The sequence below is a fragment of the Pedobacter antarcticus genome (assembly GCF_900103515.1).
GTDB classification, from domain to species: Bacteria; Bacteroidota; Bacteroidia; order Sphingobacteriales; family Sphingobacteriaceae; genus Pedobacter; species Pedobacter antarcticus.
Genome location: NZ_FNGZ01000006.1, coordinates 207,367 through 221,700, shown reverse-complemented (window position 1 = coordinate 221,700; position 14,334 = coordinate 207,367). Strand labels below are relative to the sequence as shown.

At 42.1% G+C, this 14,334-nt stretch carries 13 protein-coding genes; 4 read left to right on the top strand and 9 right to left on the bottom strand.

Annotation, left to right across the window (positions count from 1 at the left end; translation table 11 throughout):
* Together BLR53_RS14000 and BLR53_RS13995 are read left to right on the top strand one after the other, a co-directional pair.
* Window positions 1-426 (top strand): FixH family protein, encoded by a 426-nt coding sequence (locus tag BLR53_RS14000; protein ID WP_037439111.1) that lies wholly within the window; start codon window positions 1-3, stop codon window positions 424-426.
* A complete protein-coding gene (locus tag BLR53_RS13995; RefSeq protein WP_074590545.1) occupies window positions 423-1,097 on the top strand; it encodes a sulfite exporter TauE/SafE family protein in 675 nt (224 codons plus the stop codon). The genes BLR53_RS14000 and BLR53_RS13995 overlap by 4 nt, the downstream gene beginning before the upstream one ends.
* A 19-nt stretch (window positions 1,098-1,116) precedes the next feature.
* Here the strand turns inward: BLR53_RS13995 and hemN are convergent, their stop codons facing one another.
* From hemN to BLR53_RS13975, 4 genes are all read right to left on the bottom strand, one after another.
* A complete protein-coding gene (gene hemN, locus BLR53_RS13990; protein WP_074590541.1) occupies window positions 1,117-2,487 on the bottom strand; it encodes an oxygen-independent coproporphyrinogen III oxidase in 1,371 nt (456 codons plus the stop codon).
* Window positions 2,480-2,935: a Rossmann-fold NAD(P)-binding domain-containing protein gene (locus BLR53_RS13985; RefSeq protein WP_037439117.1), complete on the bottom strand. Its 456-nt coding sequence runs from the start codon at window positions 2,933-2,935 to the stop codon at window positions 2,480-2,482. The genes hemN and BLR53_RS13985 overlap by 8 nt, the downstream gene beginning before the upstream one ends.
* Window positions 2,936-3,019: 84 nt before the next feature.
* Window positions 3,020-4,078: a response regulator gene (locus BLR53_RS13980; protein WP_037439119.1), complete on the bottom strand. Its 1,059-nt coding sequence runs from the start codon at window positions 4,076-4,078 to the stop codon at window positions 3,020-3,022.
* A complete protein-coding gene (locus tag BLR53_RS13975) occupies window positions 4,075-5,271 on the bottom strand; it encodes a PAS domain-containing sensor histidine kinase (RefSeq protein ID WP_037439121.1) in 1,197 nt (398 codons plus the stop codon). Before BLR53_RS13975 ends, BLR53_RS13980 begins: the two co-directional genes overlap by 4 nt.
* A 135-nt stretch (window positions 5,272-5,406) precedes the next feature.
* On the opposite strand from BLR53_RS13975, the gene BLR53_RS13970 reads away from it, so the two are divergent.
* Window positions 5,407-7,245 (top strand): hypothetical protein, encoded by a 1,839-nt coding sequence (locus BLR53_RS13970; RefSeq protein WP_074590539.1) that lies wholly within the window; start codon window positions 5,407-5,409, stop codon window positions 7,243-7,245.
* Between the two features lie 109 nt (window positions 7,246-7,354).
* Here the strand turns inward: BLR53_RS13970 and BLR53_RS13965 are convergent, their stop codons facing one another.
* A complete protein-coding gene (locus tag BLR53_RS13965) occupies window positions 7,355-7,978 on the bottom strand; it encodes a DUF4142 domain-containing protein (protein WP_083332088.1) in 624 nt (207 codons plus the stop codon).
* A 164-nt stretch (window positions 7,979-8,142) separates the two neighbouring features.
* Between BLR53_RS13965 and BLR53_RS13960 the strand changes: the two genes are divergently transcribed.
* Window positions 8,143-8,991: a DUF2911 domain-containing protein gene (locus BLR53_RS13960; RefSeq protein WP_176763547.1), complete on the top strand. Its 849-nt coding sequence runs from the start codon at window positions 8,143-8,145 to the stop codon at window positions 8,989-8,991.
* Between the two features lie 56 nt (window positions 8,992-9,047).
* On the opposite strand, the gene BLR53_RS13955 is transcribed toward BLR53_RS13960, so the two are convergent.
* The 4 genes from BLR53_RS13955 to BLR53_RS19970 all read right to left on the bottom strand — a co-directional run bounded on the left by BLR53_RS13955 (window position 9,048) and on the right by BLR53_RS19970 (window position 14,297).
* Complete coding sequence (locus BLR53_RS13955; protein WP_037439125.1) at window positions 9,048-10,748, bottom strand: sodium:solute symporter family protein; 1,701 nt, start codon at window positions 10,746-10,748, stop codon at window positions 9,048-9,050.
* Window positions 10,749-10,862: 114 nt separating this feature from the next.
* Window positions 10,863-13,316, bottom strand: coding sequence for a PIG-L family deacetylase (locus tag BLR53_RS13950; RefSeq protein WP_074590535.1), 2,454 nt, complete (start codon window positions 13,314-13,316; stop codon window positions 10,863-10,865).
* A 121-nt stretch (window positions 13,317-13,437) separates the two neighbouring features.
* Window positions 13,438-14,037 (bottom strand): LEA/WHy family protein, encoded by a 600-nt coding sequence (locus BLR53_RS13945; protein ID WP_037439130.1) that lies wholly within the window; start codon window positions 14,035-14,037, stop codon window positions 13,438-13,440.
* A 101-nt stretch (window positions 14,038-14,138) separates the two neighbouring features.
* The gene (locus tag BLR53_RS19970) at window positions 14,139-14,297 is read right to left on the bottom strand and encodes a hypothetical protein (RefSeq protein ID WP_157282800.1); all 159 of its coding nucleotides are present in this window, start codon (window positions 14,295-14,297) and stop codon (window positions 14,139-14,141) included.
* Between the last annotated feature and the right edge of the window lie 37 nt (window positions 14,298-14,334).

Here is a 14,334-nt window from a genome sequence, read left to right as displayed (position 1 = left end):
ATGAATTGGGGAACAAAAATAGTACTTGGATTGGGCACATTTATGAGTTTTATTATTGTGCTCGCCGTTATGATGTTTAACAGTAAAACAGATGCACTGGTAGAACAGGATTATTACGAGAAGGGTATCCATTATGATGAAACCTTTGACCGCAAAGAACAGGTTTTGAAAGACCATGCTGCACCTTTGATAAGCATTAAACCGGAATTCCTGCATATTACCTTCAGCAAACCTGCAAAAGGCACTATCCGCATGGTGCGTAATTCAGATAAAAAGCAGGATAGGGTTATGCCCTTTAAAACAGACACAGCCATGCAGGTTAATTTACCATTGGGCGGGCTAAAGAAAGGAACCTGGAAATTAATTGCAGAATGGGACAGTGCAGGTAAAGCTTATCTTACTGAACAGGAAATACAACTGCCATGAACCAGTATTATCTTGCCTTTCTGATCGGTTTGCTTGGCAGTGTACATTGCCTGGGTATGTGCGGCCCGCTGGCACTGGCGCTGCCTTCGGGTAAAAGTACCTGGTTGGGTGTCTTTTTTGATAAATTCTCCTATCAGATAGGCAGAGTTATTTCTTATGCGTTGCTTGGACTTTTAACCGGTTTAATCGGTGGCCGGTTGTGGATGAATGGAATGCAGCAAACGATTAGCCTGATCTGTGGCTTTTTAATCCTGCTGGCGGCTATTTATCAACTCGGCAAATTTAATTTCCCGGTATTGCAGCAGTCTTTATTATTGCCATTCAACAAATTGTTAGGCTTTGCTTTCAAACAGAAAGCAGGCCATTTGGTAATTGGCATATTAAACGGGTTGCTTCCCTGCGGAATGGTCTATATGGCACTTGCCGGTGCCCTGAATACGGGAAGCATGCAAAGTGGAATGATCTATATGATATGTTACGGATTAGGCACACTTCCTTTAATGTTGTTCGCCGCTATGGCAGCCGGAAAACTAAATCAGTCTTTCCGAAGGAAAATGAATAAAGCGGTGCCTTATTTTCTGCTCTTACTGGGGGTTTGGTTTATTCTCAGAGGTCTGGAACTTCATATTCCCTATCTCAGTCCTGCACCTCAGGGAATCACCGTCTGCTAAGCCGGCAATTCCCTGATATTTAATCGGCCATACTAAATAACCTGGTTTCCTGTCTGCTTGCCCAGAGTCTGGCGTCTAATGCCATACAGATATTTCTGAGAAAGCGTTTCCCATCTGGTGTTACTTCCAATTCATTTCCGTTAACAGTAACCAGGCCATCAGCCGATAGGTTCTCCATTCTCTCCAAACCTGCGCTGATTACAGGATGTAACCGCTCCTGCTCTGTCAGTTTGGTTTTACCCTGACACATGAGCTGCAGTATATGTTTTCTGATGAGCAGGTCTTCTTCATTTAATAAATGGCCTTTAAATACAGGTATCTCTCCTTTGGCCGTCAGTGCTATATAATCCTCTACCTTTTTTACATTTTGTGCGAAGCCGGCCCAACTGTCGCTAATCGACGATACACCCAAACCAATCATCAATTTAGTAGATTGATGCGTATATCCCATAAAATTGCGGTGCAGCTTTCCGTTCACTGCTGCATGATATAAACTATCTGTCTTTAAAGTAAAGTGATCCATACCAATCTCTGTATAACCACCACTCCGCAGCATTTCCCTACCCATTTCATAAAGCTGTTGTTTAAGGGCCGGTTCCGGAAGGTGCTTTTCGGTATATCTGCGCTGTCCTGGTTTTACCCAAGGTACGTGTGCATAGCTATAAAAAGCAATCCTATCTGGCCGTAACTCCAGCACAGCGTTTATAGTTTCTTCCAAGCCGGCCAGCTGTTGTACAGGGAGCCCGTAAATCAAGTCATAATTAACAGAGGTATAACCAATCTGCCGGGCAAGCTCAGTAATATGCGCTACTTCTTCCACAGTCTGAACCCTGTTGATCATCAATTGCACTGCCGGATCGAAATCTTGAATACCCAAACTCAATCTTTTGAAACCCAACCTATACAGATCATGCAAATGCGCTGTAGTCGTATTACCTGGATGCGCTTCGAAGCTGAATTCTGCATCTTCATGTAAAACTGATTTCTCCAGAATACCGTTAATTAACAAACAAAGGTTCTCTGAACTAAAAAATGTCGGTGTCCCTCCACCCAGATGTATTTCCCTGATTAACGGAGCTTCTCCCAAAGTATCCAGGTATAGGTCGTATTCCCGTAGTACTGCCTGCAGATATGGTAACTCCACTCCATGGTTTTTAGTGATGCGGGTATTACATCCGCAATAGGTACAAAGATTTTCACAAAACGGCAAATGGATATAAAGACTAATTCCTTCTTCGGTTGTTGCAGCTGAAGAGAAGGTTTCCCGGACACTTTTCAGCCATCCTTCCCTGCTGAAAGTTTGTTCATCCCAGAAAGGAACTGTGGGGTAACTGGTATAACGCGGCGCAGGTACGTGATATTTCTCGAGCAGATCTTCCAGCTTATTCATCTCCTGACTTTTTAAGATTCACCTGATCACATGATCTGGAGCAGATACAGGCTTTACCTAAACAGCGGTTCTGCTGCCATTTATCCAGATTCAAAATAGTTTCCCTGGCCAGGGCCATAGCCTGTTCTTCCAGAGGAATGTTCTTCATCGACTGTTCTGGAACGCTGGCAACTCTGATATGCTGCCGTGCTGCCTCATCCAGATCAATATGACTGGATGTAGTAGACCGGGTTGCAATATATTTTACGCCCATTGCCGCGAGCTTCCCGATTACTTCAGCCGACACTTTGTCGTCATGCACAACAATCACAGCTTCTTTCCCCTGAGCATAACTGATTGTCTCTGCTGTCAGCGAGTTAGATATTAATGTAATATCATGTTTTTTATGATTGGCTATGGCAAGAGGTTCTTTTTCCGAAGACTTTATATTATAGGCTACTGCTCTCATTTGTTATTGATTTATACAATACCAAAATTAGCAGCTGGCCTGTCCGTATAGAATGAGTTTAGTCAGTCAGAAATATGATGTTTATCAGTTTTTCATTTGCTGCAGACGGATCAGGTCAAGAATTCCGATCTGACTTCCTTTTCTTTCGATAATTCCTTCATCTTTAAAATCACTCAGGATCCTGCTAACTGTTTCTGTAGCCATTCCTGCCATTGCAGCCAGGTTATCCCTGGAAATTTTAAGCAGAAACTTGTCCTGCTGTTTTTCTTGTTTGCATAAACGAATCAGGACTTCGGCCATTCTTTTACGTACCGAATGATAAGCCAGCTGCAAAAGCTGTTCCTCTTTCTCAATCAGATTATTCGACAGAATATGAATAAATTGCCGGCCTACATCCGGGTATTTATTTAATAACTCTTCCAATACTTCGCGGGGCAGCTGGCATACGGACGAGTCTTCTACAGCCTCTGCAGTTTCGGTATATGGTTCATTAAGCAGTAAAGATGGAATTCCAAAATATTCGTCAGCTACATACATTCCGGTAAGTAATTCCCGTCCGTCGGCACTTAGTTTTATCGTTTTTACTCTTCCGCTGATCACCAGGTAAATTCCCGAAACAGTATCTCCTTCGTAATAGATGATCTGCTTCTTTTTAATATGCCGAACCTTACGTTCCTGGATCAACTGATCGAGCTGCCTCACCCCGGGAGATCCGGCAACCAGGCTGTTTAACCTGGCAATAGACTGGCTATAAAAACTCTCCTGCTTGGCTTTTTTATCCAGCCGGCTTTCAATTGCATTCAGTAATTCTACGTCGTCGAAGGGCTTAATCAGATAGTCATCTGCACCCATTTCCATTCCTTTACGCATATCTGTTCTCTCCGCTTTCGCCGTCAGAAAAATAAAAGGCGTCGCAGAAGTTTCCGGATTTTTATTAAGCAGATATAAAACCCCGTAACCATCCAGTTCCGGCATCATAATATCGCACAGGATCAGATCGGGTAAGTGTTTACCAGCGAGCTCTACACCGGAACGCCCGTTATTCGCTTCATATACTTCGTATCCGGCCAATTCCAGTATTTCTGCCGTACTTTCCCGGATATCGTCATTATCTTCTATAATCAGTATTTGCTGTTTCTTCATTTTTGGGGAACCTGGTTAAAGGTGAGTATAAATGTTGTGCCTTGGTTTTGTTTACTTTCAAAGTCTACATTACCTTTCATTAAACCTGCGTAGCGCAATACAATATTCAGCCCCAGGCCTGTTCCGGGAATGCTACCTGTATTATGCGCGCGGAAAAATGGCTGGAATAAATATTTCTGGTCTGTTTCCGGAATGCCGATACCATTATCCCTGATCGTCACAATACACTGTGATTCATTAAGTTCGGTATTAAATTCGATAAAGGTATTTTCACCGGAATATTTAATCGCATTGTTAATCAGGTTAATCATACAGTTTTTTAATAAATTCTGATCCAATTCAACCATACTTTGCAAACCAGTGTGCTGATAAATAATATGCTGATCCTGTTTAGCAATCATCTGCATCTCTTCCGTAATTTCCTCACTCAGTTTGACCAGATCAAAAGCTTCCATTGCAGGCTCAACACGTCCGGCTTCCAGTTTTTCCAGCGATAGAAAATCGTTTAAAATGGTGGTCAGATTGCCGACTGCATTTTTAATTTTCTGAACGTGTTTTTCAATATGTTTATTTTCGAAGGGTTGTGCATACTTCTCAATCAGGGACGACGAAAGCTGCACTGAGCTTAATGGTGTTCTAAATTCATGTGAAGCCATAGAAACAAACCGGCTTTTCATCTGGTTCAGCTCTTTTTCTTTTTCCAGCGATAAACTCACTTCTTCTTTAGCTTCTCTTAAAGCTGTGACAGTCTTCTTTAAACTTTTGGTTCGCTCCTCGACGAGGTTTTCCAGTTCCGCAGCATATTCCATGAGGCGTTCTTCTGCCTCCTTCTCTTTGGATAAATCGTGGATAAAACCAGTATAAATGATGCGATCTTTATACTGTACTTCACTTACTGCCAGCCGAAAGGGAAAGGTAGTACCATCTTTACGCAGTCCTTTTACTTCCCTGCCTTTACCAATAATATGTTTTTCACCTGTATGCTGATAATGGGCTAAATAACCGTCATGGGAGGATTTATCCGGCTCCGGCATCAACATGGAAATATTGCGGCCGACAACGTCTTTAATTTCGTACCCAAATAGTTTTAATGCGGCAGGATTGAGGCTTTCAATCGTTCCACGCTGGTCTATAGTGATAATCCCATCAATAGCAGTCTCGATAATTGCCTGCAATAATTTAGCATTTTCCATGGTGTGTTTTTACAAATATAGAAATTTTAGCCTGATGAACAGATGCGACTAAAATCACCTTAAAACGTGATTTCTGTCATATTTTAGGCCATGATTTCTAGTCTATTTTGTAGTCAGATTTTAAATCCAGATTGCATGAACCATACTTTTCATATCCCCGTCCTTGGCTTAGGTTACTCTATCGACACTCCACTAAAAGTTGCCAGATACGGTATTTCTTCTGTCGTATCTATTGTAGATGATGAGCTGACAGAGAGAATGCGGATGTTCCATACCGTCTCTAATAATAGAACATATACACTAATCAGCAAAAATTCACCAGATAGCAGGGCCGCAAGGATTACAGCCTATCTGGACTTACTGGCAGATCTTGTTGATGAGCAATTCTGCACCTTACAGGAAAGCCCGTTTACAGCTGGCTCAGCCATACACCAATATTTTGAGCTGCTGCCGGAGTACTCCGAAGTTAAACAGTTATATAATGAACTTGGACAGGTGGCAGACCCGATCCTCAGGCTCTCGATGGAGACGCGTCTTCGTGAGAAGATGAAACCTGGAAGCATAGATGTTAATATCATGTCAAAAGTAGATAAGGCTAATTATAACACCGAAGGCGAAAACCTGGGTAATGACTACACCGACGCACTGGCAGCTATGCGCGGTTTTGCCAATAGTAAACTTAGCTCTGCTGTTGTAATTTCAGCAGGCTTGAATCCGCGTCTGTATACCTACATGGAGAACTGCCGCGATTTCTACCCAAAGGCAGACGGCACATTCAAAAAACAGATTATTTTAAAGGTGAGTGACTTCCGCTCTGCTTTAATCCAGGCCAAAATGTTGGCAAAGAAGGGTCTCTGGGTAAGCGAGTTCAGAATTGAATCCGGATTAAATTGCGGCGGACATGCCTTCGCAACGGAAGGACTTCTGCTTGGACCTATTCTGGAAGAGTTTAAGATAAAAAGAACTGAATTGCTTGACGAACTAAATGGCTTATATCAGCATGCATTGCTACAAAAAGAAATCAGTGGGATTAAACATCCTGGAATAAGAATCACAGCCCAGGGCGGAATTGGAACGGCTGAGGAGCATGAGTTTCTGCTAAACTATTATCAACTGGATGCTGCCGGCTGGGGAAGCCCTTTCCTTTTAGTTCCGGAAGCAACTAATGTTGATGACCAAACTATAAAAAATTTGCAAACCGCAGAAGCAGACGATTTTTACATTAGCAATTCATCTCCATTAGGAGTGCTTTTCAATAATTTCAGAAAAAGCTCCATAGAACAGCAACGACTGGAAAGGATTGCCAAAGGCAGACCCGGAAGCCCTTGTACCAAAAAGTTTTTATCAACCAATACAGAATTCACAGCCCTACCTATCTGCACAGCATCCAGGGAATATCAGAATTTGAAAATAAAAGAACTGGACAGTCTGGAGCTCCAGCCCGCCGTCCATATGGCAAAATTGGAAGAAATCACAGAAAAAATTTGTCTTTGTGAAGGATTGTGTGCTTCGGCCTATCTTAAAAATGGTTTAATGAAACCCAGAGAAAATAAGGCTGTAAGTATATGCCCAGGTCCGAACCTCGCCTACTTTGACCGCATTTATACGCTGAAAGAAATGGTGGGGCATATATACGGAAGAGAAACGATACGTTTCAAAACTCAAAGACCTAATCTGTTTATCAATGAATTGAACTTATACCTGGACTATCTGAAAAAAGATATGGGTTTGCAGTTAGAGGAATTTACAGCAAAAAGAATCAAGTATTTTGAAAAGTTCAGTACTCAGTTACGCAACGGAATTCAGTACTACAGATCAATGATCCCTGAACTGATTTCACAGACTAATATGGCCGGACAGGAAATTTATCAGCAACTGCTCCAGGCAGAGGAAAAACTGGGATATTTAACCGGCAAACTACAGTTTACGGAGTTAACTCCTGCAGCTCAGGACGATCAGGGAATAAAACTTTAACACCGATATTCTGCAATAAAATTAAAAAGGGCGAATTAAATTCGCCCTTCAGACCTTTCCATCGGATCCCTCGACCTTTGAAAGAGGATTTTTCGCCTGCAACAACATTTTATTTGAGTTGTGCCTGCAATGCTTTTGCTTTCTCAAAGTGAGATTCGATCGTTGGAATAGCCTTGATGGCAAACTCACTAAGTTCTTTTTTCCTGTTAGAAGCACCTGCTTTAAATAAAGCTAAAATTTCTTCGTGATCGGAGATCACCATACCAATATAGTGTTTATCAAGTTCTTGCCCATTTGTTTTTCTCATATTTTCTAAATGGGTTTTCTCTTCTGTAGTCAAACCGGTAGGTAATACAATACCCAGTTTTCCTGACAAGTTTTTAAGATCTTTATTCAGCTGTGTATGATATTTCTTCAGGTTCATTGCAAAATCTTTAATTTTAGGATCAGATGATTTTGCTGCTATGTCTGCTAACTGTAACTCCCACATAGAATTCGCGCCTGCTTTTTTCATAAAGTCTGCGCCTTCACTATCAATATTTGACTGCATTAAATTTCCTGCTGTTTTTCCCTTGCCGTCACTTTTTGAGCTATCATTTACAGTACTGTCACCCTGCGCAGTACTGTCGCTGGCGGTAGAATCACTGTCAACTGCTCTGCTTTCCGGGCTACGGCAAGACTGGATACCTAATGCAACCAGTATAATTAAACTTAAAAATCTCATTTTCTTCATCAGTATATAATTTAAAAGGATTAATAAGGGCTTATTATTAATCTTTTGCCCTATAATATAGCTAGAACACCTGCGGGGATAAAAAGTTTGTATAACAGTCCTTACAAACCGTATTTTTGGGAAAGCCAATCAGGCGTGATCTAACCACAATAATCAGTATAATTATGAAAACGATGTTAAAAACAACACTGGCACTTTTGCTTACCGCAGGTCTGAATTACACTGCTGTTGCCCAAGGAATTTCCCTGCCACAACCAAGTTCGGGCCAGACGGTTATCCAGGATTTTGGACTTGGTAAAATAACAGTTAAATATTCCCGTCCGAATACAAAAGGACGTGAGATATTCGGCGCGCTGGAACCCTATGGACAGGTATGGAGGACAGGTGCAAATAATGCGACTTCCATTACTTTTACAGAAGATATATCTCTTGAAGGCAAAAAAGTACCGGCCGGTGAATATGCCTTATTTACAATCCCTGGTAAAAATGAATGGACTATAATTCTGAATAAGACTGTTAAACAATGGGGTTCTTATGAGTACAAGGAAGCTGACGATGTGATCAGGATAAAAGTTAAACCGGTAACACTGAAGGACAAAACAGAAACTTTCTCCATCAACTTTACCGATGTGTATCCTACAAAAGCAACACTTCAGTTATTATGGGGCAGCACAATGGTACCCGTAAATCTAACTACAGATATTGATGCACGTGTTATGGCGAGTATTGATGAAGCAATGAAGGGCGATAAAAAACCTTACTTCCAGGCTGCCCAATACTACTTTGAAAACGGTAAGGACCTGAATAAAACGCTGGAATGGATGAATGCTGCAGAATCTGCAGATCCTAAAGCACCCTGGGTTAAATTGTGGAAAGGTCGCGTACAGTTAAAAATGGGCGATAAAAAAGGAGCGGCTGAAACTGCACAGGCAGGAATTAAGCTCTCCACTGAATTGAATAACGCCGAGTACATCCGTTTAAATACTGGTTTACTAGAAGAAACTAAAAAATAAACAAAAGAATATCATCAGAAGATGGTTCGACTATTGAGGTCTAAAGAGACCGTTTCTTAACTGGAAACGGTCTCTTTCGGTTTCATAAAGAATTGCAGAAGTATCGCAATCCCCACAACCAGCACACATCCAATAACATTCAGCCATAGATACGCAACCTGATCAAAATAGCCGCAGATGCAAACGATAGCCTCGGCGGCCAGTGCAGCAATAAATACTGCCCTTCCTCCGACATGTTTACAATAAAATGCGACTAGAAACACGCCTAGAATAGTCCCGTAGATATAAGAACCCAGAATATTAACAGCCTCGATCAGATTGCCTATTTTACTGGCATATAAAGCCATTATAATACAAATACCACCCCAGATCAGAGTTGACCACCGGGAGGCCCTCAGATAATTTTCCGGGCTCGCATTTTTATTAATCAGTCTTTTATAAATATCAACAACACTGGTTGAAGCCAGCGAATTTAGCGCACTTGCGGTCGAACCCATCGAGGCGAGGAAAATAATCGCAATCAGTAAACCAACTAATCCCTGCGGGAGGTAGCTCGTCACGAAACTCAGGAATATATAATTATTGTCATTGGTATCTGCTCCCGGATCATTTTTGTGCATCAGATCGGTCAACTCGGTTCTGATGGTCTTGGTCCGTTCATCAGCTATTTTTAAAACTTCACGCTGTTCATCTATTTGCTGTTTGTCGCCCTTATCTAACGCGGCATTCAGTTTCCTCAACTCACGTTGTTTACTTTCAAAAGCGGCATCACTTTTCTTTTCCAGTTGCTCGAGTTCCGGTTTATATGCACTCTTTTGCAACTTATTCAACTCAAAACTGTTAAAAAAAACAGGCGGCTTATTATACTGATAAAAGGTAAATACCAATACTCCGATAAGAAGAATCAGGAATTGCATCGGTATTTTAACTAAACCATTCATTAACAGGCCCAGCCTGCTTTGGTTGACGGAAGAACCAGTCAGATAACGTCCAACCTGACTCTGGTCTGTTCCGAAATAGGATAACTGCAGAAAAAAACCGCCAATAAGCCCGCTCCAAACCGTATAAGGATTATTAAGGTCAAACTTAAAATCAATAGCTTCTGTACGTCCCATCTTCCCGGCTATGCTGATTGCTTTACTGAACCCGATATCTGCAGGCAGTAAATGAACGACCATGATACCGGCTGCAAAAAGTCCGCAGAAGATAATACTCATTTGCAGCATCTGCGTATAGGATACTGCCTTTGTCCCGCCATAAGCAGTATAGGCTACAACAATTCCTCCAATCAGTAAAGTGGTAACCGTCGTATTAATCTGCAGGATTGTGGATAAGATAATAGACGGTGCATAAATCGTGATCCCTGTGGACAGTCCGCGTTGTATTAAAAAAAGGAAAGCTGTTAGTGCGCGTGTCTTCAGATCGAATCGTTGTTCGAGATATTCGTAGGCTGTATAGACCTTAAGCCGGTGAAAAATAGGCACAAAGGTTATGCAAAGCACAATCATCGCTAACGGCAGCCCGAAATAAAACTGTACAAAGCCCATGCCTGTAGAATAGGCTAAACCGGGAGCTGAAAGGAAGGTAATTGCGCTGGCCTGTGTGGCCATTACCGAAAGACATACGCTATACCACGGCATACTCTGATTACCAAGCAGGTAGCCATCTATATTCTGCGCTCCACGGCTCTTATAAACGCCGTAGGAAACAATCAGGATTAAGGTGAGGCTTAATACAGCCCAATCGGTATAACTCATTTATAGTATTGTGTAAACAGGTAAAATAAAACGATAAGCAGAATCAGCCAGTAAATCAGCAAGCGATAAAACTTTCGCCAGCTGCTGGCAAAAGGAGGTAGTTCCGGGTCTCTTTTATTGACTTTCATGATTTGGATTATTACTGGAAATCAGATTTACAAAAAGGCGATAGGCTCCCGGTACCCCAGCCGGTAATTCTCTGAAAAATGCAAGAGAAGTATAGACGAATTTCCCTTTTCCGTACTTCGTCAGCAGCAGGGACCCATTAGCTGGCGCAGCTCCCAGGTCATGCATACTGAATAAAGCTGTATAGCGTGAATCAAATTCAGAGGCAAAATATAATCCCCTCTCCTGGATCCAACCTTCAAAATCTGCTTTAGTTATTTTATTCGGATAATTTAAGGCCGGATGATCTGGATGCAGGAAAGTAACTTCGGCGTCTTCTTCGGTAACTCTTTCCCTGGTCAGTTTCATCGGATAAGGGCCAGGCGACTCCAATTTTAATGGCGAATCGACGTTATATTGTACAAGCAGTGTACCACCTGCGGATACGTATTCAAGTAAACGAGGCTGCATGGCCTTAATCTCATTACTTATATTGTACAACCTGACTCCGGTAATCACAGCATCATAAACAGAAAGGTCACTGCTTAAAATCTGCGCAGGACTTAACTGGGTAACTTGATAGCCAATCTGTTGAAGGGACTGCGGAATAAGGTCTCCGGCGCCAGCTATATAAGCAATTTTCTTACCGCCATAACGAAGTTCTGTCTGTACTGCTTTTGCTTCTGCTTCTGGAAATAAGGTCAATACCGGTATGTGGTCATAACGGATTTCCTGATAACCTTTCGTATAAGATTTCCCTCCTGTTTCGATTTCCAATGTTATCGTACCGCCTTTGCTGCTACGCTCAGGGGTCACAGCTACTTCTATATCCTGAATGACACCTTTGCCATTCAGCTGAAATGGTATATTATTCCGGTCCGCTTTCCAGCCTTGTGGCAAACGGATTTTCAGGTTACCTGAACTCCTGGTCATAAAGCTTCTGAGCTTAATTCTTATTTTTTTAGTTTCACCGTTTAAAAAAAGATAAGAAGCTGCGTTCATCGTCGCCGTTACGGGCGGAGCAATAACTGCAGGGTTAATCAGCTCGCCTTTTACCGGATCAGTTTCTGAGAAAACTAAAGACCTTTTAAGTTCAATCTCCTGCCCCCCGATTTCCAGTTTTAGCGGTCCTGTTCCCGCGCCGGGCGCTTCGGGTTGTCCCAGTTCTTCATAAGATTCTACTTTAAATGAACCCAGCGTATGTTTCTCTCTCAACCAGTAGGGCTGGCTAATTTCAAAAGTATTTGCGTCTATTTTCCACTCTGCCTTTAAAGGAATACCTGGTTTCAATGCTAATTTACGTCCATCGGATAATATCAAATTAACAGGTATTTTTGAGTCTTTTCCCAAACGCGACAAAACATCTAGTTTTATCGGAATTTCTTCCTGCAGGGCGTATATCGGTTCTGCTACTTTTGCCTGAATATAAATTCCTGCACAATCAAGAATCAGCTCATCAAGCAGTTCATGCCGGAACTCAAGGCCGCGGACTGCAGTCTTCAATTCAAGCAACCCGGGTAATGAGGCCGCCGGATCGGCAGAATCATAATTCCTGATAATTGTTCGCAGTAAGTCTTGTGTCTTTTGGGGGATTTTGTTGCGGCCGAGCGTAAGGTCTATACCGTCAAAAATATCCTGTTTTGCAGGTTCGCCGGCAACAGGAAGGAAATATTCGGGCGCCGGTCCTCGCTGCCTTGCCGTGCCGAAACCCTGGCTTTTGTGATTTGTACGGCTCTCTGCCGCTATCTCACCATAACTCTTACCTAGAATTGGGTTGTACACCCCAGCATCTATTTTCAACTGGTCTTCTGCTGTAGTATTTACAGAGCCAAAACTAAATGTATTCCACATTATCCTTTTCGCCTGCCAGGTTTTCACATAACGGAGTTGTTCGGGAAATTTTTTAGGATCAGCTGCTGCAATGAATGCCTCCCTGGCAATAATAGCAGATGCTGCATGATGGCCGTGACCTGCTCTTTCATCTTCTGGAAAACGTGTTATAATCACGTCCGGACGGAATGAACGGATAACCCAAACAGCATTCCCAAGAATCTTCTGGTGGTCCCAGATTTTGAGTGTCTCTGCTGAAGTCTTAGAGAAACCAAAATCATTGGCTGTGCTAAAAAACTGTACTGCACCATCCATTCTTCTGGCAGCCAGTAACTCCTGAGTTCTGATCAAGCCCAGTAATTCCCCTTGTTCGGTACCGATAAGGTTCTGGCCGCCGTCACCGCGGGTAAGAGACAAATATCCGGTTCTTACTTTTCTTTCTTTAGCCAGATAAGAAAGTAACCTCGTATTTTCATCATCTGGATGGGCTGCCATGTATAAAACACTGCCGGAAACCTCTAAAGCAGCCAGTTGAAGCCTGATCTCCGCTGAAGTTCGCTGGGTAGCCGGTTGCGCATGTCCGGATAGTGGAAACAGTATTAGCAGGCAATACAAATATTTTCGGTGTAGCATAGTCTTGTTTTACGACCGAAAATAATTAAAAAAACCTGTATCCAGGGATTTCGCAACAGCGAAATCCCTGGATACAGGTAACAATCCTGTCCGTTTAATCACAGCCAGGTAATTTCTCCGATTAGAGCAGAATTTTGCTGCTTACTTCTTTGTCAATACTGATAAAACCTGGGTATTTGATTAATGAGTTTCCGACCTTAATACTCGGTCTGACTTTAAGTGTAATCAATCCTTTTTTCTCGTTGGGACCACTTCCACCTTTTAAAAATTCTGAGATTTCAGCCATAACCTTTCTGTTGGAAACAAACTGATAAATATTAGCAGTCATATCAACCGGAACAACAATAGTCCCACCTGCAGGAATATTAACCTCCTGATCTACAAATCCTGTAGCCAATTCCTGTTTATTGATCAAAACTTTATATTCGAATTGATTAATTGCAGCGAGTACGCCAGAAGGATTCGTAATTTCAAGATTTAACCTCGCACGCAAAGGCACGTCCTTACGCAACAAGCTGAAAGCTACCGCGGGTAAACTGCCCAGATTGATTTCATTATTATTTAAAAGCTTCTTAATATCTGTGCCAGCGACACTGATCTGATCGGCAGATACAACTTTGTACCGGCATTTCTCCAACGCCTTAATTTGTTTCGTCTGCTGATTCAGCCCGCAGCCTGCAAGCGTAAATAATGCCAGGGCAATAATTAGTATTTTTTTCATGGGTAGAATGTTAACCTTTCCGGCAAATATATCCGGAATAGGTATAACGGCAAAATCCGGGAATATTGTCCCGGATTTAATAAATCGATCTTTCAGGCGATCTATATTTTCGGATCCTGATGTTTTTCTGGTTTAATCTCGGACTGCATCTTTTCCTTTTCCCAATTTTTACGGTCAGCACGATTTTTAATCATCAGCCATATAATCAGAATCAGTAAAAAGAGCGCCGCTCCTGCGATAAGCATTAAATCTATATTCATACACTGAAATTACTTCAACAAAATGAACCCTGTTTAA